This window comes from Microcoleus sp. POL10_C6, from assembly GCF_036701585.1.
Taxonomy (GTDB): domain Bacteria; phylum Cyanobacteriota; class Cyanobacteriia; order Cyanobacteriales; family Microcoleaceae; genus Microcoleus.
Genome location: NZ_JAUBRB010000012.1, coordinates 75,139 through 98,853 on the forward strand (window position 1 = coordinate 75,139; position 23,715 = coordinate 98,853).

The 23,715-nt window shown below is 45.2% G+C and carries 25 protein-coding genes and 1 pseudogene; 17 read left to right on the forward strand and 9 right to left on the reverse strand.

Annotated elements, in window-relative coordinates; all coding sequences use genetic code 11:
- Nucleotides 1-505 (reverse strand): annotated as a pseudogene (locus QUA34_RS09255) (WD40 repeat domain-containing protein); the annotation flags it as partial.
- Between the two features lies 1 nt (nucleotide 506).
- Nucleotides 507-1,877, reverse strand: a complete 1,371-nt coding sequence (locus QUA34_RS09260) for a helix-turn-helix domain-containing protein (protein ID WP_333385877.1) — start codon at nucleotides 1,875-1,877, stop codon at nucleotides 507-509.
- A gap of 450 nt (nucleotides 1,878-2,327) precedes the next feature.
- Between QUA34_RS09260 and QUA34_RS09265 the strand changes: the two genes are divergently transcribed.
- Nucleotides 2,328-2,621, forward strand: coding sequence for a TRADD-N-associated membrane domain-containing protein (locus QUA34_RS09265; RefSeq protein ID WP_333385879.1), 294 nt, complete (start codon nucleotides 2,328-2,330; stop codon nucleotides 2,619-2,621).
- Nucleotides 2,622-2,731: 110 nt separating this feature from the next.
- Here QUA34_RS09265 and QUA34_RS09270 read toward each other — a convergent pair whose 3' ends face one another.
- Nucleotides 2,732-3,694 carry a glycosyltransferase family 9 protein gene (locus QUA34_RS09270; RefSeq protein ID WP_333385967.1) on the reverse strand — a complete coding sequence of 321 codons (963 nt, stop codon included), beginning with the start codon at nucleotides 3,692-3,694 and terminating at the stop codon, nucleotides 2,732-2,734.
- A 172-nt stretch (nucleotides 3,695-3,866) separates the two neighbouring features.
- Here QUA34_RS09270 and ispD point away from each other — a divergent pair, with 172 nt between their 5' ends.
- Nucleotides 3,867-4,553, forward strand: coding sequence for a 2-C-methyl-D-erythritol 4-phosphate cytidylyltransferase (ispD, locus tag QUA34_RS09275; protein WP_333385882.1), 687 nt, complete (start codon nucleotides 3,867-3,869; stop codon nucleotides 4,551-4,553).
- Between the two features lie 76 nt (nucleotides 4,554-4,629).
- On the forward strand, nucleotides 4,630-4,962 hold the full coding sequence (locus tag QUA34_RS09280; RefSeq protein WP_333385885.1) for a hypothetical protein: 333 nt from the start codon (nucleotides 4,630-4,632) through the stop codon (nucleotides 4,960-4,962).
- 153 nt (nucleotides 4,963-5,115) lie between these two features.
- On the opposite strand, the gene QUA34_RS09285 is transcribed toward QUA34_RS09280, so the two are convergent.
- Nucleotides 5,116-6,048 (reverse strand): LysR family transcriptional regulator, encoded by a 933-nt coding sequence (locus QUA34_RS09285; RefSeq protein ID WP_333385888.1) that lies wholly within the window; start codon nucleotides 6,046-6,048, stop codon nucleotides 5,116-5,118.
- A 261-nt stretch (nucleotides 6,049-6,309) separates the two neighbouring features.
- Here QUA34_RS09285 and QUA34_RS09290 point away from each other — a divergent pair, with 261 nt between their 5' ends.
- The 4 genes from QUA34_RS09290 (at nucleotide 6,310) to QUA34_RS09305 (ending at nucleotide 8,967) form a co-directional block, all read left to right on the forward strand.
- A complete protein-coding gene (locus QUA34_RS09290; RefSeq protein ID WP_333323713.1) occupies nucleotides 6,310-6,603 on the forward strand; it encodes a hypothetical protein in 294 nt (97 codons plus the stop codon).
- 105 nt (nucleotides 6,604-6,708) lie between these two features.
- Nucleotides 6,709-6,975, forward strand: coding sequence for a hypothetical protein (locus QUA34_RS09295; RefSeq protein WP_333323710.1), 267 nt, complete (start codon nucleotides 6,709-6,711; stop codon nucleotides 6,973-6,975).
- A gap of 232 nt (nucleotides 6,976-7,207) precedes the next feature.
- Nucleotides 7,208-8,224 carry a tetratricopeptide repeat protein gene (locus QUA34_RS09300; RefSeq protein WP_333385891.1) on the forward strand — a complete coding sequence of 339 codons (1,017 nt, stop codon included), beginning with the start codon at nucleotides 7,208-7,210 and terminating at the stop codon, nucleotides 8,222-8,224.
- 233 nt (nucleotides 8,225-8,457) lie between these two features.
- Complete coding sequence (locus tag QUA34_RS09305; protein ID WP_333385894.1) at nucleotides 8,458-8,967, forward strand: N-acetyltransferase; 510 nt, start codon at nucleotides 8,458-8,460, stop codon at nucleotides 8,965-8,967.
- A 243-nt stretch (nucleotides 8,968-9,210) separates the two neighbouring features.
- On the opposite strand, the gene QUA34_RS09310 is transcribed toward QUA34_RS09305, so the two are convergent.
- Nucleotides 9,211-10,788 carry an adenylate/guanylate cyclase domain-containing protein gene (locus QUA34_RS09310; RefSeq protein WP_333385899.1) on the reverse strand — a complete coding sequence of 526 codons (1,578 nt, stop codon included), beginning with the start codon at nucleotides 10,786-10,788 and terminating at the stop codon, nucleotides 9,211-9,213.
- 88 nt (nucleotides 10,789-10,876) lie between these two features.
- Between QUA34_RS09310 and QUA34_RS09315 the strand changes: the two genes are divergently transcribed.
- The 9 genes from QUA34_RS09315 to QUA34_RS09355 all read left to right on the forward strand — a co-directional run bounded on the left by QUA34_RS09315 (nucleotide 10,877) and on the right by QUA34_RS09355 (nucleotide 17,377).
- On the forward strand, nucleotides 10,877-11,137 hold the full coding sequence (locus tag QUA34_RS09315) for a hypothetical protein (protein ID WP_333385902.1): 261 nt from the start codon (nucleotides 10,877-10,879) through the stop codon (nucleotides 11,135-11,137).
- 272 nt (nucleotides 11,138-11,409) lie between these two features.
- Nucleotides 11,410-12,240, forward strand: a complete 831-nt coding sequence (locus QUA34_RS09320; protein ID WP_333385905.1) for a prepilin peptidase — start codon at nucleotides 11,410-11,412, stop codon at nucleotides 12,238-12,240.
- Between the two features lie 61 nt (nucleotides 12,241-12,301).
- Nucleotides 12,302-12,514, forward strand: a complete 213-nt coding sequence (locus tag QUA34_RS09325; protein WP_333323699.1) for a hypothetical protein — start codon at nucleotides 12,302-12,304, stop codon at nucleotides 12,512-12,514.
- Nucleotides 12,515-12,653: 139 nt separating this feature from the next.
- Nucleotides 12,654-13,604 (forward strand): acetyl-CoA carboxylase, carboxyltransferase subunit beta, encoded by a 951-nt coding sequence (gene accD, locus QUA34_RS09330; protein ID WP_333323697.1) that lies wholly within the window; start codon nucleotides 12,654-12,656, stop codon nucleotides 13,602-13,604.
- A gap of 384 nt (nucleotides 13,605-13,988) precedes the next feature.
- Nucleotides 13,989-14,180 carry a translation initiation factor IF-2 gene (locus QUA34_RS09335; protein ID WP_333058460.1) on the forward strand — a complete coding sequence of 64 codons (192 nt, stop codon included), beginning with the start codon at nucleotides 13,989-13,991 and terminating at the stop codon, nucleotides 14,178-14,180.
- A gap of 145 nt (nucleotides 14,181-14,325) precedes the next feature.
- Nucleotides 14,326-14,814 (forward strand): photosystem II cytochrome c-550, encoded by a 489-nt coding sequence (gene psbV, locus QUA34_RS09340; RefSeq protein WP_333323695.1) that lies wholly within the window; start codon nucleotides 14,326-14,328, stop codon nucleotides 14,812-14,814.
- 154 nt (nucleotides 14,815-14,968) lie between these two features.
- Nucleotides 14,969-15,466, forward strand: coding sequence for a photosystem II cytochrome PsbV2 (gene psbV2 / locus QUA34_RS09345; RefSeq protein ID WP_333323693.1), 498 nt, complete (start codon nucleotides 14,969-14,971; stop codon nucleotides 15,464-15,466).
- 125 nt (nucleotides 15,467-15,591) lie between these two features.
- Nucleotides 15,592-15,930, forward strand: a complete 339-nt coding sequence (petJ, locus tag QUA34_RS09350) for a cytochrome c6 PetJ (RefSeq protein WP_333323691.1) — start codon at nucleotides 15,592-15,594, stop codon at nucleotides 15,928-15,930.
- A gap of 427 nt (nucleotides 15,931-16,357) precedes the next feature.
- Entirely contained in the window at nucleotides 16,358-17,377 is a 1,020-nt protein-coding gene (locus tag QUA34_RS09355) for a CHAD domain-containing protein (protein WP_333385910.1), read from the forward strand.
- A 364-nt stretch (nucleotides 17,378-17,741) separates the two neighbouring features.
- Here QUA34_RS09355 and QUA34_RS09360 read toward each other — a convergent pair whose 3' ends face one another.
- The 4 genes from QUA34_RS09360 to QUA34_RS09375 all read right to left on the reverse strand — a co-directional run bounded on the left by QUA34_RS09360 (nucleotide 17,742) and on the right by QUA34_RS09375 (nucleotide 22,110).
- Entirely contained in the window at nucleotides 17,742-18,239 is a 498-nt protein-coding gene (locus QUA34_RS09360) for a 2TM domain-containing protein (protein WP_333385914.1), read from the reverse strand.
- Nucleotides 18,240-18,408: 169 nt separating this feature from the next.
- The gene (crtA, locus tag QUA34_RS09365) at nucleotides 18,409-19,245 is read right to left on the reverse strand and encodes a cyanoexosortase A (protein WP_333323685.1); all 837 of its coding nucleotides are present in this window, start codon (nucleotides 19,243-19,245) and stop codon (nucleotides 18,409-18,411) included.
- Between the two features lie 1,199 nt (nucleotides 19,246-20,444).
- Nucleotides 20,445-21,134, reverse strand: a complete 690-nt coding sequence (locus QUA34_RS09370; RefSeq protein ID WP_333385917.1) for a PEP-CTERM sorting domain-containing protein — start codon at nucleotides 21,132-21,134, stop codon at nucleotides 20,445-20,447.
- A 310-nt stretch (nucleotides 21,135-21,444) separates the two neighbouring features.
- Nucleotides 21,445-22,110, reverse strand: a complete 666-nt coding sequence (locus QUA34_RS09375; RefSeq protein ID WP_333385919.1) for a PEP-CTERM sorting domain-containing protein — start codon at nucleotides 22,108-22,110, stop codon at nucleotides 21,445-21,447.
- A 1,239-nt stretch (nucleotides 22,111-23,349) separates the two neighbouring features.
- On the opposite strand from QUA34_RS09375, the gene QUA34_RS09380 reads away from it, so the two are divergent.
- Nucleotides 23,350-23,547 (forward strand): hypothetical protein, encoded by a 198-nt coding sequence (locus tag QUA34_RS09380; protein WP_333323683.1) that lies wholly within the window; start codon nucleotides 23,350-23,352, stop codon nucleotides 23,545-23,547.
- Nucleotides 23,548-23,715: the final 168 nt, after the last annotated feature.

Sequence of the window (23,715 nt, forward strand, 5' to 3'; positions counted from 1 at the left end):
CGGCTACTGCATTTACCGAACTGCTGTGACCATTGAGAGTTCGCAGCAGTCCCCGGCCAGGGGGAGTTAAACAAGATGTCAAAGGACGCAACCAAGGTGCTGCTTTCCACTGCTTTGCTACCTCTGGCATTGCCTGAATTGCGGGAATGTTAAAGTGCAGCAAGCGCCCTAACAATTGCTCCGCCAGTTGGGTTTTATCTCGCTCCAAAATATCGGCTGACATCCACAGTACCCTTTGAATCAAGTTTAGGGCTTTTGCTGTTTCTGAGTTGTATTCTGGGTTAGTGACTGCTTCTGAATCGTCAACCAAATTGAAATCATCAATAAGTGCCTGCACCCCAAACTCAGGATGCTGAATCTTTGCCATCAGAAAGTTAAAATTTGTCAGCGTTTGATAATACTTTTCTAAATTCCCTGATTTGACATGATTTGGCAGTAAGCTGCCCAGATAAGCACGTTGATAGGAAAGTGGTTTGGCCACAAATTTGTCAGCAAATTTTCCCATCTCACGCCATCTCCTTTTCTAAATACTCAGCAATCCGTTGATTTACTTCCTTAAAAATCTTCCGTTTTGAATCCATCTCCCGTTTGGCTTTCAGAAAGTCAAGGAAACTAGCATGATAGATGGTATAGCAGATTTCTCCGTCTAAATTCTGCTTTTTCAAATACTCAACCCACTTATTTTCTAAAACCTCTTCCACATCGCATTCATCCACCTCCGCAATTCCAGCAATCATCTCGCAGGGAATCGGCGTGGCAATCTCTAGTAAAATATACAAGACAATCTCCATCAAGTGGCCTGGCTTATCTTCCATCTCCATCCGCACCCAATGGTTTTGATAATACTGTCGCAGCCCCTCGGGCAATTGCGTTAAACTGAAGTCATTGTAATGGCCCTTAGCAATTGCTGGCAAAACACACCGCAAATACATAAAATTGTTTTCGCTTTTGTTTGCCACTTGATCGACAAAAATTGTATCTGGAATTCTGCGGCTTTGAATCCACTTTCTTAGCCCCTTTTTATACTCAGAATCGGTATTTATAACAAATTCAATATATTCTTTGATATCCTCTTGATTATTATTAACATACTTTTTGCCTCTTAAATCTAACTCTTTTTCCGAAACCTCTACTAACAGCCGCTTTTTATCGAGGCTATAGGGCCGTCTAGTCAGCATAAAATATACGTTATTGGGCAGATTTTTCGGTAAATGTAAAAGATTTCCCCCCGGTTCTTGTTCGACTTCATCCAGTGCATCAATCGCAATTACCAAACGTTCGCCCCAAGTGAGTTTTCCCGCCACCTTTGCCAGTAACGTCGGTAAATCGGCATCTTCTGAATTTGGCAATTGATAGCGGTCAATTAATTGCTGGCGAATGCTCTTCAAAAACAATTCTGGTCTGTTGCGTCCTTCTACCAGAATATTGAAATAGCAGGGAGATTTATGTTCCGAGACGTATTTAGCAACGATCGAACTTTTGCCCATTCCCGCATCCCCGATAATTGTAAAATAACCGTGAGGATTTTCCTTGATAAAGTCCTGAAAAGCCTTAAAAACAAATTGGCGGCCACAAAAGGTTTTAATTTTTTCTGCTATAAGTGATTCAAACTCTGGTGGCAGCGAATTTTCGGCATACCAATCTTTGGGGTCAACAATATCTGTTGGTTCTATTCCTAATGCTTTAGCTATCTGGGTAACTTGCCATCTTTCTACGCCATTGGGGCAGTCTTTTGTACCGAGTAAGCGCTTAATTGTGTCGGTGGAAACTTTGGCGAGTTGGGCAAGTTTTTCTTGAGTAAAATCTTTTTCTTTAATTTGTTCTCGGAGATACTCTTTTCCCTTTGCACTCGATTGAACTTTATCGGAGTCGCGCATAGTAATTTGTTAGCTATGGTTATTGGTTGTTCAGTTAATTCGATTAATTCGATCATCCGACAGTCCGACAGGGAATGAATTCCCTGTCTCATAGCGAAAGTCCTCTTAAGAGGACTCAAAATTAGTATTTTAGTCGGTTTTAACCGACTTCTGCTATTAGCCAGGGAATTCATTCCCTGGCGGGTTTCAGGGGAATGAAACAGCATGGGGGCTAGCGGGAGCGAGATTTCATGATTATTCATCCCTAACTCCGATCGCACTCACATTCTATATTTAATTACTTCTCTCTGTCTAGGGCAGATAGTTTGTAATCTCCTGCCCTATCTGCCCCAAAAATTAGGGCATATCGCAAATTTAAACTCGCCCTATCTGCCCTAGACTCTCGCTGTTTGCTTCGGTAGAGTAATTGTAGAAACAAAAACTTATCGGTATTTAGGGAAGGAAACAGTTATGAATTTTAACTTATTCGGCAACTCGCAACCTGATGAAGATTATAGCGAAATTAAGAAAGAAATGCTGCGAGAATCATTGCGGCAAGTTTGTCAAAGCTACAATCTTGCCCTTTTTGTCATCGCCGCATCGACAATGGTTACTTTCGGAGGGATCGGACTTCTTTTTTGTGAGAAAATCTCAGAGGCTACTCTCACTGCTTCGGGCGGATTGTTGACAAGTTTGGGCAGCGTTGACTTTGCCAAGCAAAAGAAGAAGGAATTGCAGCAGATGATGGATGATTTGGAAGACTAACTTCGAGTTTTAGCTTCCCGACTTCTTTCCTCATCCCCCGGCGGGGCCTGGAAAGTAGCTAAATTGTAGGGACACGGCACTGCCGTGTCCTGACTTAGATATCCTAGTTCTTAGCCGCCCCAAACCTTCTTTAAAACCTCTTGAGGAGAGATGTCTGCCATTTTGCCAGTAGGAGATTTAATGCCCAAAAATCGATCGCTCTTTGGCAACAATTTCGCCGGTTCAGTCGGGCCAAACAAAGCTATTGTATAAGTTTGAACCGCCACCGCTAAGTGCATCGGCGCACTATCAGTACATATCATCAAATTAGCAGCAGCAATTGTCGCCGCCAACTTGCCGACATCATCCGGCGAGATAACTTTTACATTCGGGCATAACTCGACTAACTTTGTCACGAAGTCTGCATCTTCCGGGCCTTTCACAACAACAACGGGCAAATTCGGCTGCCGCTGCTGACAATCTTCAATTATTTGCTTCCAGTTGTCTGTAGGGTAAATTTTGTCAATACCTTTAGACACAGCTAATTGACTCGAACCGCCGTGAATTAGAATGTAACCGCTTTCTTTGATTCCCAACCGCTGCTGTTCGGCTTCCGCCCACTGAATGTCCTGTTTTGGTACATTAATTGCCAGTGGCGGACAAGGATTTGTAATGTTAAATCCTTGCAGCAAATCATGGTACATTGAAGCGGCGTACTGTTCAGTTTTCAGCGGTACAGCAGCAGTGAGAAATCGAGCGCCATTGGTTCCCGAATAGCCAACTCTCTGCGGAATGCCGGTCAGCCACAGCAGCAGCCCTACAGTCCACCGCTGGCCGAGGGAAATAACTGCTTCGTATTCGCGATCGCGAATTACACCCAGCAAATTGCCCCAATCCGCCATCGCGTTGCGGTCTTTGAAATTGTACGTCAAGACTTCTTTAACAGACTTGCAGACTCGGTAAGCACTTTTTGCCCTCGGTTCGACAATGACATCAATTTGCGCGTCGGGATAAGACTGCTTGAGGTCATCAAGAGTGGGGAAAAATAAAATTTGGTCGCCAATCCCGCCAGGGACAAGTGCTAGTATTCGCATCATAAACGATCGGGCTATTATTGATCGAGGTAGCTCTCAGAGATCGGCTCTCAACTATCAGCTTATAGTATTTCTAGACCTTAAAAGCTACTGGCTGACAGCTAAACAACTGACTCAAAAGTACAGGACGCTCTTATTATATATATCTAGTTGGGTTAAAAACGGTTAGTAAATGCACTTATTAATTCCTGCAGCGGGTTCGGGGCGACGGATGGGGAGTCAGCGGAACAAACTGCTGCTGACTTTGCTCTCTAAACCTTTGCTGAGTTGGACTTTGGCTGCGGCTGAAGCTTCGCAGCACATTAGCTGGATTGGCATCATGGGCCAGCCAGACGATTTTCCTGATTTTAAAGCAATTCTGAGCGATTTATCTTTGGTTAAGCCCGTGGAACTGATTCAAGGTGGCGCTACCAGGCAAGAGTCAGTTTACAACGGTTTGCAGGCTTTGCCCCCCAATGCCGATCGAGTGTTGATTCACGACGGCGCGAGGTGTTTGGCAACTGCTGAATTGTTCGATCGATCTGCCGATGCCCTCTTGACCTGTCCAGGCTTGATTGTCGCCATCCCGGTCAAGGATACGATTAAGGTCGTAGATGAGCGTCGGATCGTGCGAGACACCCCAGACAGAAGCAATTTGTGGGCAGCCCAGACTCCCCAAGGATTTGAAGTGAAATTGTTAAAGCAGTGTCACGAAGAAGGGCGACAAAAAGGTTGGGAAGTTACCGACGATGCAGCTTTGTTTGAAAAATGCGGTTTACCAGTGCAAATTGTGGAGGGGGAAGAGACGAATTTGAAAGTCACAACACCCGTAGATTTAGCACTAGCTGAATTTATTTTGCGGCAAAGATACGGGGAATAATTTTGAATTGGGTAATGGGGAATGCGACTCGGCTATGTTGTCGTCATTAGGAGAAAATCTGTAATACAAGTGGAGGATGAAAGGAATGCAATATAGCGGTACATGGCGGATCACAGAGATGGCAATGTGGGATAGTGATTACTTAGACATGGAAGTTGAAGCGTATATCGAGATCGATCAAACAGGTTCAGGAGAATTTCAATTCGGTTTAGTATCAGGTGAAATTGACGGCGAAGTCGTAAAAGATGGAAAGGATCAACGATTTGAGTTTACATGGGACGGTAATGATGAGAACGATCCTGCATTTGGTAGCGGTTGGCTCAAATTAAAGGATAAAAACTCCATAGACGGTCGAATCAAATTCCACCAAGGCGATAGTTCTAGTCTTGTTGCAAAACGCATGAAATAGGAAATCAGCGATCACACTATTTTAGACCATTGTTTTTAAACCGCAGATGAACGCAGATAAAATCCCATCCGCGTTCATCTGTGTCCATCCGCTGATATCGCGGTAACAAAATCCCCATCTAACCAATAACCAATAACAACTGACTGAGGTTTCTCATGAAGGATTAATCGGAAAGTCACCCTCACTATCAACCTCTGGAGCACTTTTAACTAAATCCAAAAACGCAAACACCGCCGGAATTAACAGCCCATCCCGCAAAACAGCCACCCCGATTACCCTCTCAAAATCCGACGGTAAACTGCAAACTTTCACCGAAGACGGTATCGGTTCCGCGGCCAAACGGGGCAGAATAGCTGCACCCAAACCTTGCATCACCATACTGACAATCGTTGAATCTTCGCTGAGTTCGTAACCGATATTTATGGGAAATTCTGCAGTTGTCAAATACTTGCGAAGCGGTATCGAACAAGCATTTTCTATCGGCTGCAAAATCAGCGGATAAGCCGCTAATTCTTCCCAGGTAATCTTAGCACTTTTACATTGCGCCTTCGGCGGCAGCAAAACCAGATATTTGTCCCGCAAAATTTCCCTAGTTTCAAATTCATCGGAGATGGGAAGAGAGACAAAGCCGATGTCTGCTTTGCCCGATCGCAAAGCCTCTTCCACAGCTTGGGTATAATAAACTTCGGTAATGCTAACCGTAATTTTGGGAAAGCAACTGCGAAATTTAGCAATAATACCCGGTAGGATATGAGTTGCGACACTCCGAAAAGTAACTATCCGTACCTGGCCTCCCTGCAAACCTTTTTCTAAATCCGCTTCTTTGACCATCATTTCTAAGGCGCAGGCTATTTGACGCCCGTGACTCACTACCCTTTGCCCCACTGGCGTCAGTTGAGCACCGTGTCGCCCCCGGTGGAACAATTGCACTCCCAATTCTGTTTCTAAAGAGGCGATGGCGTGGCTGACGGCGGATTGGGACAGTTCCAATTGCAAAGCGGCCTCGCTAAAGTTTTCACAGTCTGCTACAGCTATCAAAGCCTGAATTTGAGAGAGTTTCATCCGCCGCGTATTGATTTCGTTCATAGCGTTTGTGCCAGTAGTATCCAAATTGTCACAAGGCCTTCGATATATCGATTTTATTCATACAACCTATGCAAGCAATGCTTTGATTGTCAATTGCCGCAGAGTTAAGGTTAATTTATCAGGTAACAGATAGACTTTTACAGGGCTTGCACGACAACAATATTGTGCTGTAATTGCAATCAAATTATTGCCGTTAACAGCTATTTTTTATAATTTTATTGGTGCATTTTTTGTAGGAGTTATCACTTTAAGGTGTTGGCTATGTCTACTTACAACAGTCGCATAAACCCCCGAATAATGATGTTTTTTTTGATAGCCGATCGAGCTAAACCATCCGAAAAATATAAAGGGCTATCTCTCTTTTCAGCTATCAAAAAAATTGGGCAGTTTTTGCTGTACCTCATTTCTAGTGAGGACGAACTGAGAATTTGGCAGACGTGCGATCGCTATGGTAACACTTGGTGGCACGGTTGCGATCGGGCTACAGGTCGCTCTACCTGTGTGGCAACGGATGATGAAATGCGCGCTTGGATCGATCGGCGTTATTGCCAATAGTAGTGTGTGGGTTGCGTGGAAATGAAGTGAAATACAGCCCTCGATTAGCAATTACCAATTAGCAATTACCAATTAGCAATTACCAATTACCAAGTAGGAGATGCTATGCTTCAAATATCTTCCGAATGTGCAGCGCCAGATCGCATTATTCTGATGGAAAACGAGGTATACCGATTGCCTCAAACTCATCGAGAAATTCAAGTTTTGTCAGGAATTGCTTGGATCACGGTTGACCAACAGGACATCATCTTGCAAAGTTCTGAAAAAGTATCGCTTCCACCCAGCAAAAACTTTGCTGTCATATCCGCTCTCAACAATATGCCGCTGATTATGGCCGTCTGGCAAGACAAAAACCCAGTCATGCGATTTTAGATTTTAGATTTTGGATTGAAGAATTGGGAACGACTGATGATGTATGGGCTTGAAGCACGGGTCTACAGTTGCCTTCTTTTTTGAAACTGGTATCGGAACCTAGGGATTGAGAAAAAATTCGGCAGGAACACCCCAAAAAGCTCTATCTTAATAGTTATCACTTAGCTATTGGAGGACTCGATCGGTGCACTGCCGCTCTTATCACTTCAGCTATCTCGCAGCTATAAGTATTGTGTTATCGCCCGCACTCAGCTTGCTGGCAATTTCAGACGCCCGCGCTTATGCCCCAATTATAAATGCGAGGCGCGCCCAAGCGATCGATCACGCTCAGGCAACTGACCCCAAAACGCAAGCAGACGAACTCTTTGAAACAGGAGTAAAACAGCACCGGGAGGGTTTGTTTCGAGAAGCAATCGAGACTTTTGAGCAAGTTTTGGCAATTCGCAAGCAACTCGGCGACCAAGCAGGAATCGGAGAAACCCTCAACAATATGGGGGAAGTTTATGGCGAAATGGGTTTGAGGCCCAAAGCTTTGGAAGTTCTGCAGCAAGCTTTAGTCATTCACCGAGAAATCAGCGGAGGGCGTCGTACCGCGCGCACTCTCAATCTCATAGGTTTCGTCAACCGGATTGGGGACAATTTTTCCGAAGCGATGAAACTGCACCAACAAGCTTTGGAACTTGCCAAAACTACCGACGACCAAATTGAAATTGGAGAATCCCTCCACAACATCGCGGCCGTGTACGCAGAACAGGTAGATTACGCCAAGGCGATCGAATTTTATCAGCAAGCGCGGACGATTCGCACGGCATCGGGCGATAAACGCGATTTAGGCCGTACCCTCAATAATATGGGCGGCGTCTACTACAACATCGGCGACTTTAATAGAGCGATGGAATTTTACCACCAGGCTTTAGCAATTCGCCGGGAAATCGGAGACCGGGCTGGCGTCGGCCGCCTCCTCAACAACATGGCACTTACCTCCCGCAAACTCGGCAAAGATACTCAAGCGCTGATATATTTTCAGCAAGCAATACCGATGTTAGAAGCAATCGGTGACAAGACAAGTATCGGACGCTTGCTCAACAATATGGGCGCAATTCATGAAAGTCTCGGTCAAAATGCTCAAGCTCTCGAATCCTACGAGGAAGCTTTAAAAATTGCTCGTGAGGGCGGTGACAAAGCCGGAGAAACTACAGCGATGGAGGGCATTAAGCGATTGTCTTCCAGTCAGCTTGTACCGCAATAAGGAGAGTTAAGCGGTTCCGCATCGGGCGTGAAGATTGGAAGCGATCAACTTTGGCGATGATTTGACATTCATCTGCAAGTCGTTGTATAATTGCTTGCCAAAAACATATAACTAAAAAAGAGGAAAAAGGCTTCAGGGGCGCTATAATTTGATTAAAATCGCGATCGCAAGATAGAAACAGTTTCTGTAGTAATTGGTCTGCCAGAGCGGCTGCACAACACTTAATCTAAGCTATGGATATCCGTACCGAAAAGCCAGAAGATGTAGAAGCTGTTGGCAACATTAATATTGCGGCATTCGGGCGAAAAAATGAGGCTAACTTAGTCGATAAATTGCGGGGAATTGCATCTACATTTTCCTTCGTTGCGGTACAATCCGATCGCATTGTCGGACACATTTTCTTCAGTCCGGTTGTCGTGGAAGGAAAATGTTCCAGGAATTTGTCGATTCTAGGGTTGGCGCCAGTCGCAGTTCTACCCAACTATCAGCGACAAGGTATAGGAACGCTGCTGATCCAGCACGGTTTAAAAGAGTGCGGGCGATCGGGATTTCAGGCAGTAGTTGTGCTTGGTCATCCAGATTTTTATCCGCGTTTTGGGTTTATTCCTGCTAGTAGAAAGAGCTTAAAATGTGAATATGATGTGCCCGATGAAGCGTTTATGGTGTTGGAGTTAGAAAGTGGAGCTTTGCAGGATTGCAGCGGCACGGTGAAGTATCGATCGGAGTTTAGTCTATGCGAGTGATATTAATTCCGATGAAGGACGGAATTATTCATCTCTCTCTGATTTCCCTCTGCGTTCTCTGCGTTCTCTGCGGTTAAATCATTCCGATGCAACCGGAACTGATCTGACGCAGTGGCGGTTTTTATCGTGATGTATCGTAAAAAATTATAAAAATAACATTTAGTATTCACAGTGGAAAATGGTTGTGCTGTACTTGGCTTTGTGAACCATAAAACTTGTACAACTATTACCCCGCAAAGTTATTTAAACGCCCCCTTTTCCCTTCTCCCCTTTTGCACATTGCAAAGCAAAAACCGGAGTCAGAGCAGATTTCCCCTTCAGAGCAAGAGATCCCAAAGCCTCGCAAATAAAGTTTAGCTCGATCGACTCAAACACCCTTTCACCAATCAAAATTTGGTTTTCCCCCGCCTTGCTCATCAACCGAGCCGCCGTATTCACCGTATCGCCGAGGATATTAAACTCCCTGCGCCCTCGCGGTTCCCCAACCTCAGCAGCAAACACGGGTCCCCGCGACAGCCCAATTTGACAGCTTACTTTTACTTCTTCACCCGCGATAATTACCAGAGGCCAACCTACAATCAGATCTCGGATCGCAATCGCCGCACTAGCCGCGCGGCTGGCGTCATCCGTGTGAGCGTCGGGCACGCCAAAATAAATCAGCATATCCGAACCGTCTAAGTGCGCCGTTACTTTTTGCAACACGCCCCCTTTAGCTGAGACTACAGCATCAATCGACGCAAACACCCGAGAAAAAGCCACTATCAGATTGACTTCTTCCTCCAGCGAAGCTTTGTCCACAGACTCCGGTAAACCAATCAAGTTGACAAACATCACCGTCGGTTCAGGAAAATCCGGCGGTATTTTGCGCCTGTCTGCATTTTCCACCAGCAGTCTCAGGATAGTTTTGGGAATATAACTAGCAAGGGGTTCAAGCCGATTCACAGCTTCCCCGATTTCTTTTACCAAGCCCGCAACGCTGCGATCGAGCAATACCGAACTCGGCATCCGCCGCCCAGTCAAAGTGATATCATACTCTCCGAGTCGATCGTCCGTGAAATCGTCCACCACCAAAAAATAACCCGGTTTCCCGGGTTCAAAACGAAATTGCTCTCCCAAAGACTCTCTAGCAGTTTCCGTCACACACACCCGCCCCACAGTTCCAGAACCCTCAGCTTGCTTGGCTTGCTGGACTGAATGCCCCAGCAGTACGTGAGCCATCCGCAGCGGGGTACCGATGTCAGCACTAATATAGCGACCGCAGTGGATGCCCACCCGCATCTTCAAAGACAAAACACCCCGCGCCGTTTCAATATTGGCAAATTCAGCCATCGCCCGCTGCATCCGCAAACCCGCCCGCACCGCCCTGGCTGTATCCTCTTGGTAAACTCCTGACAGAAACTGCACCAGCATCGCATCTCCGGTAAACTCCAGCAAATCCCCGCCCGATTTGCTGACAATTTCAATCATCGAGGCAAAATAGTCGTTAATCACGCCCAGCAGGCTTTCAGCTCCCTTGCGTCCCTGGGTAGCATTCGCTTCCAACAGCGAGGTAAACCCTGCCAAATCCGTGAACAGCAAGGTGCCTGTTTGCCACTGGTAGCGCACCTCGCCCGGATTGGGCGGAGATTCGGACACGAGCCTCGGTACGTAGTCGTGGAGAATGTAGCGCAGAGTTCGCAGGTGCTCGAAAACCCCCATTAGCGTTGCCGGGGAAGGATCTACCCACGCAGCAGCGTACAGTTGAGCCGAAAGGAGCGATCGCAGCCGCAGTTCGATCGCAGCCAAGGGAGGATTGTAGGTTAATCTATTAATAATTTCCACCTAAGTTTATTCTTAAAAAATAGGGTAAGTTCGATCAATCTAGAGGCAACACCAATAACTCGACCTATACCATTATGATAAGTTTCCAGTGACTCCATACCAGCCAAACCCAGAACCCACTATAGAAACTTCCGAAAGTCACAGCTTGCTAGCTCCCGATTTGATCCGAGCTGCTCGATCGGCCTATGGTATGTATCTGAAAGTGCATTCCGAGCAGATGCAGCGTCCGGCGGGTGTAGTTGTCAGTCAAGGAAGCGATCGAGGCCAGGTAATTTTTGCTTCGCAGCCGATTTTATTGCCCGGTGAACGTTTTGTTACTTTTGACGAAATTGAATCTCAAATGTATTAATTGCTAATTGGTCATTGGTGGTAATTGGTAATTGAGCATTGGGAATTGGGAATTGGTAATTAGTCACTAATATTATGTCCGCTCCAACGCTCGCACTAAAATAGGTTTCTAGTGAAGAGCCATGTTTTCAGGATTTTATGAAAACTTTCCTTCTTGACTATTAATACCTTTTATGATGGGTAATTGACCGTACAGGCTCTAACAACTGACAACTAACTATTGAGAAGTAACAAGTGATACATAACCCCAGTCAACAGTGAACAGTCAACTTAATGGAAATTATCTTTAATTGCCTTGTCATGGCGATCGTCTTTATTCTCGGATCGGCTATTGGCAGTTTTCTAAATGTGGTAGTCTATCGGTTGCCTGCGGGTTTGTCGGTGATCAACCCTCCTTCTCGCTGTCCCAAGTGTTTAAATCAACTCAGAACTTACGAAAATATACCCGTTTTCGGTTGGCTGTGGCTGCGGGGACGCTGCAATCACTGCCGCAGTCGGATTTCTGCCCGCTATCCGCTGGTGGAAGCAGCTACGGGTTTGCTGTTTGTGCTCATCTTCTGGCGGTTTGGCGTAACAGTGCCAACTCTGGGTTTTTGGGCTTTGTTTAGCTGGTTGTTGGCTTTGTCTTTGATTGATTGCGATACAATGACTTTGCCTAATTCTTTAACTCGATCGGGTTTGGTGCTCGGATTGGTTTTCCAGGTGGCGAAAGGTTGGTGGCCGACATTTAGTTTGATCGACTCGATACACTATCTGGTACTCGACGGGATCGCGGGAGCAGTTGTCGGGTTGTGGCTGTTTGATGCCATCGGACTCGCCGGGACGATCGGGCTGGGGCAGAATGCTATGGGGGCTGGAGATACCAAATTAGCCGCCTTGATGGGAGCTTGGCTGGGCTGGAAATACTTGCTGCTAGCGGGATTCATCGCCTGTATAGCCGGGGCTTTTGCTGGTGGCGGGGCGATCGCCCTGGGCTGGCTCGATCGGCGTCAACCCATGCCTTTCGGCCCGTTTCTGGCTCTCGGTACAGCAATTACTGCTCTATGGGGCGAAGCGATCTTATCTACTTACTTGCAGTTGTTTTTCCCGAATTTTAGTTTCTGATCTGCAGGTAGTCAGGCGCGCTCGAACATAATATTGTCTCAAAAATTGGTAAAATTGTTCCGTGTCTTGGATTACACTTAAAACCACTAGCTTTCGTTGGGAAGCGGAATTAATGCAGCAGCTCCTAGCAGCTCATGAAATCCCGGCCCGGATTGTAGACTTGGGCATAGCATCTTATTTGGGTGCTGGAAGTGCTACAGCCCTGCAAGTTCTTCCAGAACACCAGCGAACAGCATCGCTCCTCATCAGTCCCATTGAGGACAATAGTCAGTAGTCAAGTCTGTTCTTTATTGTCAGTTGTTATGGGTTATTAGTTATTAGTTATTGGTAGCAGCTAACAACTCACAAATAACAACAGTCAACAGTCAACAGTCAACAGTCAACAGTTAACAGTTAACAATTACCAAGTTTTAATGTCTCTATTTGATTGGTTTGCAAATCGACGAAAATCAGTACCGAACTCCCAAGAACGGCCGGAACGAGAAATTGCGGACGGACTTTGGAATAAATGCGAAGCTTGCGATGCCCTGAGTTATACCAAAGACCTGCGAGCAAATCAAATGGTTTGCTTGGAATGCGGGCATCATATCAGAGTTTACAGTGACGATCGCATCGAGCAGTTGATCGATCCCAATACCTGGGTACCCATTAACGAAGGACTGCACGCCACAGATCCCCTGAAATTTCGCGATCGCAAAAAATATAGCGATCGACTCCGAGAATTTCAAGAAAAAACAGGCCACCTAGACGCCGTAGAAACAGGCATCGGCAAACTAGAAAATTTGCCCGTCGCCCTCGGAGTCATGGAATTTCAGTTCATCGGCGGCAGCATGGGCTCAGTTGTCGGAGAAAAGCTAACTCGCCTCATCGAACACGCCACGCGGGAACGCTTGTCCGTGATCATTGTCTGCGCTTCCGGTGGTGCAAGAATGCAAGAAGGAATGCTCAGCTTGATGCAAATGGCTAAAATTTCCGGGGCTCTGGAACGCCACCGGGAAGCGAGACTGCTTTACATCCCGATTTTGACCCACCCGACCACCGGTGGCGTCACCGCCAGTTTTGCCATGCTGGGAGACATTATAATTGCAGAGCCAAAAGCTACTGTGGCCTTTACGGGCGGCCGGGTAATCGAACAAACTCTGCGGGAAAAGCTGCCGGAAAATTATCAAACTTCCGAATACTCCTTCGCCCACGGTTTTGTAGACTTGATTGTACCCCGGACTCAATTAAAGAAAACTCTCGGTCAGCTCATCAGCCTCCACCAGCCCCAGCCTTTCTTGGCAGACTCGGAATTCCCCGCCCTCGAAGCCAGTGAGAGTCACGCTTTGCCCCCGCAGACTCACGCTTTCAAACTTTCTCCCTAAGCTGCTGCGCCGGATGATTGTCTGTTGGTGAGTGCGGGGCACAGAGGGAAATTGCTGAGGAATTGGGAAAAACCCGGCTTCTACCCACAATATTGAGTTTGGTAACGAGACGTTCACGCAGACACCGGGTTTTGAGCCCCGCCCGCGCAACTCCTATTGGTAATAACGACGCAGCAGTGGGATGATATTGATCGGAAGTTGATTGGCCCTGAAGTTAGGCTGGGCAAAAATGCCTAGTCGCAGTTAGCGGTTAGTTAGCTTGCGATAGATCAAACAAAATCTCAGAACAAACTAACAGAACAAGCTAACAGCGCTTTCTAAAATTGTCCGGCTTTCAGTTAATAGCCGTCAACTCAATTTTGACCTGTCAGCGACCTAAAAATTATGGGTTTTGCAGACCTGTCCATCGCAGAAATAGCAGAGGACTTCAACGTCCCTGTTGAAGAAGTGATCCGCTTGTGCGATGAGTTGGAAATTGCCTACAAGCACCCTCAAACCCGTTTGGCTTTGGAGGATGTTAAGGCAATTATGTCCACTCTCGAAAAAAGGCGCGACTCAAAACTTCTTGCAGATTAGATCGCAAAATTCCTCTACCTTTAAAGGTATGGCTGCACAAACTTTCGCCCGTTGTTGCAGAAAGAGGGAATTTTGAACACAAATCTGTTTGCCAGCTATACTCTCTTAGCGTTCAATAATTTGCCGGATTTTTTTAAGGAGAACCATGCTTAAAAGATATTTCATTGCTCTGACCGCTGTATTCTTGAGCTTTCAGTTATTTGTCAGCAGTGCGATGGCTGTTGAACTGAGTCCTGAACTTCGCACTGTGACTTTGAATGACAAGGGTGCTCCAGTGGTGCTGAGCCTCAAACAAGTTCAGCAAGGCAAACGCCTGTTCAATTCGGCTTGCGCTCAATGTCACGCTGCGGGCATGACAAAAACTGACCCGAACGTGAATTTGAGCCCGGAAACTCTGGCTTTGGCAAACCCGCCCCGGAATAATATTGAGTCGCTGGTGGACTTTATGAAAAATCCCACCACTTATGACGGGTTTGAGGAAATTTCGGAACTGCATCCGAGCATGAAGAGTGCGGATATTTTCGCTGAGATGAGAAATCTCTCGGATGAGGATTTGTACGCGATTGCCGGTCACATTCTGTTGCAGCCGAAAATTGTCTCCAAGCAGTGGGCTGGTGGTAAAGGCGCTCGCTAATCGATTTTAGATTTTAAATTTTAGATTTTGGATTTTGGATTGGGAGATGGCTGAAGTTCGGGAATAATTGCTGGCTGGTCGTTTTTCACTCTAAAATCTGAAATCTAAAATTTACCTCCGGCTCATTGATTATCGCAAAAGGTTGTAGTCCCTCATGCTGCGTCGTGGTGCTTTTGTCTGCTTTCTGTTGGGGATGTTAATTATTTTGCCCGTGCTGTTGGCTCCTCAACCTGTTTTGGCTGCTGCCGATTCTTACGTGAATAGGTATTTACAAGCCAGCGAACCTGTGGCTCTGGAGTTGGACTCTGAGGGACATACTCGCTTGTTTTCGGCTCAGGATTTGTCTGCAGGCAAGGTATTGTTCGAGCAAAATTGCCTGAATTGTCACGTCGGAGGGGCTAATTTGCCTGATCCGACGATATCTCTGTCTTTGGCTGACCTCAAAGGGGCAACGCCTCCCCGCAACAACATCAATAGTCTGGTGGCGTATCTGAGAGAACCGATGACTTATGACGGTACTGAGGAGACTTTTTGGTGCCGCCAAGTGCCGGAAAGCTGGATGCCACAGGCTGAGATTGAAAATTTAGCGGCTTTTGTGATCCGGGCTGCTCAGAAAGCTCCGGGCTGGGGCGTGGAGAATTTTGAGAGTTGAACTGCCACTGCCAAAAAGTGGTAAATTACTCGGAAGAAGGCGATACGACTGCGCGATCGCGCCTGTTTTAACAGGTAAAATATCTAAAGAATCACCCTTTGCGTGTCCATTAGAGGAGAACTGCGTTGAAAAGACTCTTATCGATCGCCCTGTTAGCGATCGCAATTTTTACCGTCGGCTTTGGCCGCCCTGCTTTGGCAGGAGATGCGGTTAAAGGAGCTAAAATCTTTAGCTCGAACTGTGCTGCTTGTCACATCGGTGGCGGCAACGTGGTTATGGCCCAGAAAACCTTGAAAAAGAGTGCTCTTGAGAAGTACGGCATGAATTCTCTCGAAGCTATTACCACTCAGGTAACTAAGGGCAAAAATGCTATGCCTGCTTTCGGCGCCAAGTTGAAGCCCGAACAAATCGACGATGTAGCAACCTACGTGCTCGAGCAAGCTGAGAAAGACTGGAAAGGCTAAACTGCCTCTTTGAAGTCGGGAAGCCTGGGCGGGCTTGATTTAATTTAAAACTTGTCCTCCCGATCGCACCCTCTCTCACCCTTTGGCGAATAAACATCGGTTTGCAGCGATCTTAACCTATTTGGGAAAGCGCGCCAGAAATCCGATTTTTATGAGCTCAAGGGCGAGGGAGGGACATTTTATTTTAGATTTTAGATTTTGGATTTTGGATTGAAGAATTGAAGAATTGAAGAATTGAAGATTTGAAGATTTGAAGATTTGAAGATTGCTAGATGCTGATTTTGTAGAAATTGTCAAGCACTTTATATTAAGATTTATTGTGGCGGCGCTTCCTAAATTAAAAATGTGTGCTAGGATATAACCCCTTATTAGCAAACCTTTGAAATCGAGATTAAAGTCGATCTGCAAAGTGGAATCTACACCTGCCATGAACGTAAAAACATCAGCAAAAGTTAAAACTCAAGTTAAAACTCTCGGAGACGCTGCATCTGGGGCGATTGAGAAATATTTCCGCAAAAGTGTAGCGCACGAGGCTGAAGTTATCAAAGACAAAGACGCGGAAGAACTTCATCAAATGCGCGTGGGATTGAGACGTTTGCGATCGGCTGTGACTGGTTTTGCTCCAGTTTTAGATTGGCCAAAAGAGGCTTCTGAACGTAAAATTGGTAAGGTGGGGCGGATTCTGGGAACGCTCAGGGATTTGGATGTGATGCTCGAAAGTCTCCAAAACCGCTATTACCCGAATTTGCCGACTGACGAACAGAAAGTTTTGGATAAGGCTTTGTTGAATTTGCTCAAACAGCGCCACCGGGCTTTGAAAGGGGTGAGGGCGATTTTAGAGCACAAAAGCTACGAATCGCTGAAGCAGTCGATCGAGGATTGGCTGGAAAAACCGAAGTTTCAGGCGATCGAACATTTGCCAATTGGTGAGGTTTTGCCAGATTTACTGTTACCTCAAGTCAGTGAGTTTTTCCTGCATCCGGCTTGGCTGTTGGGCACGGAATATGAGGATGGTAAAGTTAAAGTTGTTGATGATTTAAATGCTGAGGCTGTCGAAGAGAAGTTAGCAGCCGAGGGAACTATTCTGCACGATTTGCGGAAGCAAGCTAAGCGAGTTCGCTATTTGATGAATCTGTTTGGGGATTTTTACAGCGAGACTTACGAAGTTTATGTCGAAGATGTGAAAGCTATTCAGGAATGTTTGGGCGATATTCAAGACAGTGAAGTTTTAGGCGAGTTCCTGACAGATTTTGTCGATCGCGATCTGAAAAAAGAGTTGCCGAAGTTGGCTGGTTTGTTGGCCGAAAATCGCTATGCAGCTTGGCAAAAATGGCAGGTTTTGCAGCGCCGGTATTTGAGTTCGGAAATTCGGCAAGGTTTTCGATCTGCTTTAATTCATCCTGTGGTTAAAGATGCTGCTAATGGAAAGTTGCCCCAGGAAAGTTAGGTTTTTCGGGCCCAGAGAATGCGATCGACTGGGGGGAGGGACTAAAAGAGGGATATTTGTAGGGACACGGCATTGCAGTGTCCTTCATTGTGTAACTCAATAAAGGGCGATCGCGCTTTGGGATAGGTTCAAGAAAAAATCTTAACAATTATTCTTTCCAGTAATATCGTTTCCGGTTGCATCAGAATCATAAAATCGAGTCAACAGTTAACACTCACATATTCAGTTTTTCGACCCGCCCGTCAACAGTCAACAGTCAACAATCACGGACGGTGTAACCGGAATTGATATAACGAGTTAAAATCCGAATTACTTCACTAGGTGAAGTAAAAGAAAGGACGATAGCGTTTTTTACCATACCAAATCACGACTGCAACCACTTCATAAACTTATTCGTCACAGTACCAATAGACTCTCCCACTTGTTTCTTCAACCGCCACCGCTGAAACGCTTGTTCGTAATCTTCCCCTTCAGTTTGATAAACATTCCAAGCATTCAGCGACAATCCCAAGCCCCACGTGAGTAAAATGAACAGTGACCAAGAAATCTCGTGCCAACCTGCTAGATTAAACAAAACTAGAAAAGTATTGATAATTGCGTACTTGGTCACATTTTTCTGCAATTTGCGACGACGGTAAGAGTTAAAAACCAGCTTTTCTTGAAATTCTCCTCTAGTTGCTAACCATTGCTGTTCCGCCGCTACAATATCCTGTTCGGAAATGCCCAATTCCGCTGCAATCTCGAAAAGCTGCACTCTGGATAATTCCCCTTCATCCTGTCGCCGCGCGATCGCAAGCTGTAAAATACCCTGAGCATCCTCTGAACCGTAAATGTGATTTATTTGACTTTCATTTGTCGCCATAACAGGTTTCCGATAATTCCTGACATCCTTTCTATCATAGATATAGACGCAGTTAAACGACAGGTAGTGACATTGGCGGATTTCAACACCCGGACATTTGAGTGAGTGAGACTCCTGACTATGGGAGGGGAAATCGAAGAACCGATATATTTCCCCAAATTGCAACTAATTAATTTCCAGAACTGTGACTAAGTTTGCTATCTCGTTTCAACATAAACTGATAAAATATCCCAAACAAAATCACCGCAATCATTCCCACGACTAAAGAACCTTCACCCTCATGCCAATATTTAAACAAGTCTAGGCGATTAGATGCAACTAACAAAGCCATTCCCGCCACTCGAAAAACATTAATAATAAAACCCAAAATGACAGCGACACCTATTACCAAAGCCTTATTTTGTTTAGTAGGAAACATCAACAAACAAATTACAGCTAAACCTAATAAGTAATTCATTGCCTCTATACCCGAACAACCCCCATTTACCAACACCCTTCCTGTTGGCAAAGCAACATAATTACCGTCGCGTGTTACATCAAAACCGACATACCACAAAGAATAATGAGCAAATTTAGCAGTAAGTGAGGTAACAAAATCCACGAAAGGTAACGTAAGGACACTGGGGGTGCCATGAAAAAATAGTATTACCAATTCACGCCAATATAGTTTTAAGTTCTGAAAACCTACCGCAATTAGGCTCAAACCTAAACCAGACAAAAAAGGTGCAAGTCTTAAAAAAGGATCGAATTTACTGGAAACTACAGCACTTTGAAAGAGAATAAAAGCTATTAATAGCGTCCCTGCTATTGTCGATAATAGGTCACTTTTTATGTCACTCTGTTTGAGAATATCCTGGTTGTCCCAAAGTAGGGAACCCACAGCGCACCAAAAAACTATACTCATCCAAAAATGAGCAATATCGTCCAGTTTCCACAGGAGTGTCATATTCAGAGTTACTAAAGCTGTGGCGATAATAATGAGCCAGAAAAGTTTTCTCTTGAACATTTTAGATATTAGTTATTAGTTGATTGAGGAGAGCAATACTGCGGACAGTTTTTGATTGTCAACCGTAGAATAAGGGTTTCAAGGCGATTCGGCAATCAAATTACCCACGGAAAATCGAGGGTTTCAGACTACGAACTAAAAACAGTCCAGGCTATTGTTACATCATATCATAAAAATAGTACGGGAGGTGGACAACTCAGTAGCTTAAACCTCTCCTACGGAAAGGACTCGGAGGATGTTAATCGCCGTAAATCTTTGAGATGAGGTTAGTAAACCCTCTAAAATTTGATGAATGGTGAGACTCAGATGCAACGCATAGCTCAGCATTAGGACACCTATTGAAAAGACTGCTACTCGAACTAATTGATTGGATGCCTAGCGCTTACTTACTTTGCCCCCGTAAGCAAATACTAAAAAGGGAGTGAATCAACAAAAATTAAAAATAAGTAGCCTCAATCAGGCTTGGATTTCTTGAGAGTAAACACAATTAGGGCCGCCCATGGTGTGACACTGAGGTTTGAGTAAATACGGCTGAGCGAGTTAGAGTTCGAGCCATGCTCAATGGTGATTCTCTGCTTTTCAAGAATCTCAGTATCTTTATAGCAATCCTAAATCATTTGTGAATTTCTTCCTCAGAGCTGCTTCGGGGCAGGGCTGTTTCATTTTCTTGTAGGGGCAAACCCTCGTGAAGAGCCCCGATGCCTGAAATGCCCATGAAATCATCTGTGGGTGGGGGCGGGCACAGGCGCACCGCCCCTACAAAAGCCTGGTTTTCCGTAGGGGCAATCCCCCGTGGTTGCCCCGAAACAGTCCTGGGGTTCGGGGTGGGGTAAAAAATTTACGACTTCTGCAAGGATTGCTATAGGGAAATTCTTCAGAAACAGCTTTACGGTAGTTCTTAAATGCGCTGTCTAGGGGTGATTTGACTGAGATAGGGAGCATCTCAATGAAAGCAGCCAAGCTAGAAATTCGAGCCAGGAGCTAGGAGGAAAGAGTCAGAAGGAAGGAGCCAGAAGAAGTGTTTTTACAACAAATATGAGATGCTCCCTTGAAATCAGCTTCCAAGTCCGGGGTTTTAACGGTGGCGCGCTATCAGATACTAAGAAACCTGGTTTCACCAAGGAACCAGGTTTTTAGCTCGAACATAAAATAATCAGTGTGGCATCAAGCCAGAATCGAAAACCAGTTCAAATGATCGCCTATTCAGCTTTTTGAGCCTGAGCGCGTTGCTTTTTGAACATAGTACCAAACCCAACAGCGGCTCCAGCAGCAAGCATTGTTAAAGGTTCAGGAGTAGCTTCAGTGTTGCTAGTGCTGCTGATGTAAGAATCGCTTGCACCATTGGGTAAGGCTTGAACGTGCAAACCTAATTTTAAGGCACCGGTATTCAAAGCAGAAACTACGTTAGCATAATTTCCAGTAAACCTCACTCCCAAACTTTCGCTACCTTGGACAGCCCATTTATTACCACCACCATTATCTCTTGTGAAGGCATAGTCTGTGGTGAAGCCAGTACCACCTTGAGGCAATTGATCGCTACTAGCACCACCAGTAAAGGCTACATCACCAGTGTTATTAATGTTAGCCTCGGCATTAGACAGATAGCCATTATCATCAAACAGAACTTTACCGATAAACATACTAGAGGCAGCAGTATTTCCCGAGTTGAAGATGTTAAAAAGAACTGATGTACCTTCGTCGATTACGTCAAATGAAAAGCTATTTACATAGGCATCTCCCGGCGTATCGCCACCAGTGATATTACCAAAGCTGAAGGCGGATGTAGGTGCCAAGCTGATGGCGGAGGCAGGTGCAGCGGAGACTGCACTAACAGCAGCGACACCGACAACAGTTAAAATAGATTTGACTAAGTTTAATTGCAATTTCATGGTTGATACCTTTATTTTTATGTTGAGTGGAAGCAGGGTTTTTTCCTTCACATATTCAATGTAAACCGAAGCAGAAGTTAATGCAAGTAGGTTTGATAAAGATTCGATGAAGATTGGAAAAATGCTTTGTAGATTATTTGTAAATTAAGATTAAGGGTTTCAGCAATCTTAGAGTCTTAACAGCCCTCTTCTACTGCTTTAAATAACAAAATAAAAAACCTGGTTTCACCAAGAAACCAGGTTTTTAGCTCGAACATAAAATAATCAGTGTGGCATCAAGCCAGAATCGAAAACCAGTTCAAATGATCGCCTATTCAGCTTTTTGAACCTGAGCGCGTTGCTTTTTGAACATAGTACCAAACCCAACAGCGGCTCCAGCAGCAAGCATTGTTAAAGGTTCAGGAGTAGCTTCAGTGTTGCTAGTGCTGCTGATGTAAGAATCGCTTGCACCATTGGGTAAGGCTTGAACGTGCAAACCTAATTTTAAGGCACCGGTATTCAAAGCGGAAACTACGTTAGCATAATTTCCAGTAAACCTCACTCCCAAACTTTCGCTACCTTGGACAGCCCATTTATTACCACCACCATTATCTCTTGTGAAGGCATAGTCTGTGGTGAAGCCAGTACCACCTTGAGGCAATTGATCGCTACTAGCACCACCAGTAAAGGCTACATCACCAGTGTTATTAATGTTAGCCTCGGCATTAGACAGATAGCCATTATCATCAAACAGAACTTTGCCGATAAACATACTAGAGGCAGCAGTATTTCCCGAGTTGAAGATGTTAAAAAGAACTGATGTACCTTCGTCGATTACGTCAAATGAAAAGCTATTTACATAGGCATCTCCCGGCGTATCGCCACCAGTGATATTACCAAAGCTGAAGGCAGAGGCAGGTGCTGCGGAGACTGCACTAACAGCGGCGACACCGGCAACAGCTAAAATAGATTTGACTAAGTTTAATTGGAATTTCATGGTTGATACCTTTATTTTTTAAGTTGACTGGAAGCAGGTTTTTTTCCTTCACATATTCAATCTAAAGCAAAGCACAGGTTAATGCAAGTAGGTTTGATAAAGATTCGATGAAGATTGGGAATAAGCTGATTGGATTTAGGCAAAATGCCTAAATTGATGGCTTCTAGCTAGCTATTTCCTATGGCGTGCATCAAAAAATAGGGGTGCTGCCATCCGGATTTTAGTCCTGACTTTTCTCTCTTTTAAAAAGCTATAACCCACCTTCCTAACCTGGGTTTTCACACAGCAGAATTACTGATAAAAGTGTTTTAAAGCTCTATTTTATGCCCTTCAAAAGTTTTTTATCCGTTAATGTACGGTAGAAAAGTTTAAGTGAGAGCTTGATTGCTGGGTAAAAATAAGTAAATACCGATGGTGATAGTGGAAACTGCGGAATGTGGGCTATAACTCAGGACAAAATCTTGGATCATATTCGGTGCGTCGATTCTCGCTTTCGGATTCGGCAACCAGCGCAATTTAGACTTATATATTGCACCATTACCAAGAACCGGCTTTGGGGCCGGTTCCACAAAGAATGAGTTTTCTTGTGGGGAGTAGGGGGTGGGCAGGAGAGACCGCCCAAAACAGGCTTGTTGATCATGGTGCAACATCTCAATTTAGAGACCAATGGTTTCGGTGCTCGTTATTATCTGTGACGCCGGAACTTTGACCGACTAAAGGGACGACTCGACTTTCTGGGACATGGTTTTGGGAACACCTTTACCGTCGGGGCTTTTTCGGGGCAACCACGGGGGGATTGCCCCTAGGGAAAACCAGCCTTTTGTACGGGGGTCGTGCCAAGAATGCCTACCCATCCAGAATTTGTTAGGCATTTGGTGGGATTGGGGCAGCCCCTACAAGAGAATGAAACAGCCCTGCGTCTACCGTAGAAGGCGCGGTGGTCGTTATCTAAAAATGTTGGGACTAATAATTCTATTTCTGGGTCTGCTTTCGCTAAAAATTGGTTAATATTATTTTTCGCAAAAAGCTTGATGCCAAGATTTAACGGCGTGACAAGCAAGTAGAAAGAGTTTACCCAGTAAAGGTTTGAGTAGCTTGTCATCAAAAAAAAGAGTTAAAAACCTGTTTTTCTTGAAATTCTCCTCTAGTTGCTAAGCTGTTACGCATCTAAATTGTATTTTTGGGCGGGCGGGACGCCCACCCCACAAGAATTTGCTTGAATTTGATAGTCAAATTTAGATGCGCCTCAGCTTAACCATTGCTATTGGGCCGCCACAATATCCTGTTCGGAAATGCCCAATTCCGCTGCTATCTCGAAAAGGTGCAATCTGGATAATTCCCCTTCATCCTGTCGGCGCGCGATCGCAAGCTGTAAAATACCTTGAGCATCCTCTCAACCGTAAACTGGACTTATTTGAGTTTCAGGAGTTGCCATAACGAGTTTCCGATAATTTCCGAAATTATTTCTCTCACCGCAGTTAAAGCGCAGGTAGGAATAGGTGGCCGATTTCAACACCATTTTAAGAACAGGCAAGATGCCTGTTCCACAATAAGTAGACTCTGTTGTGGAACAGGCATCTTGCCTGTTCCCGATCCAGGTACAAC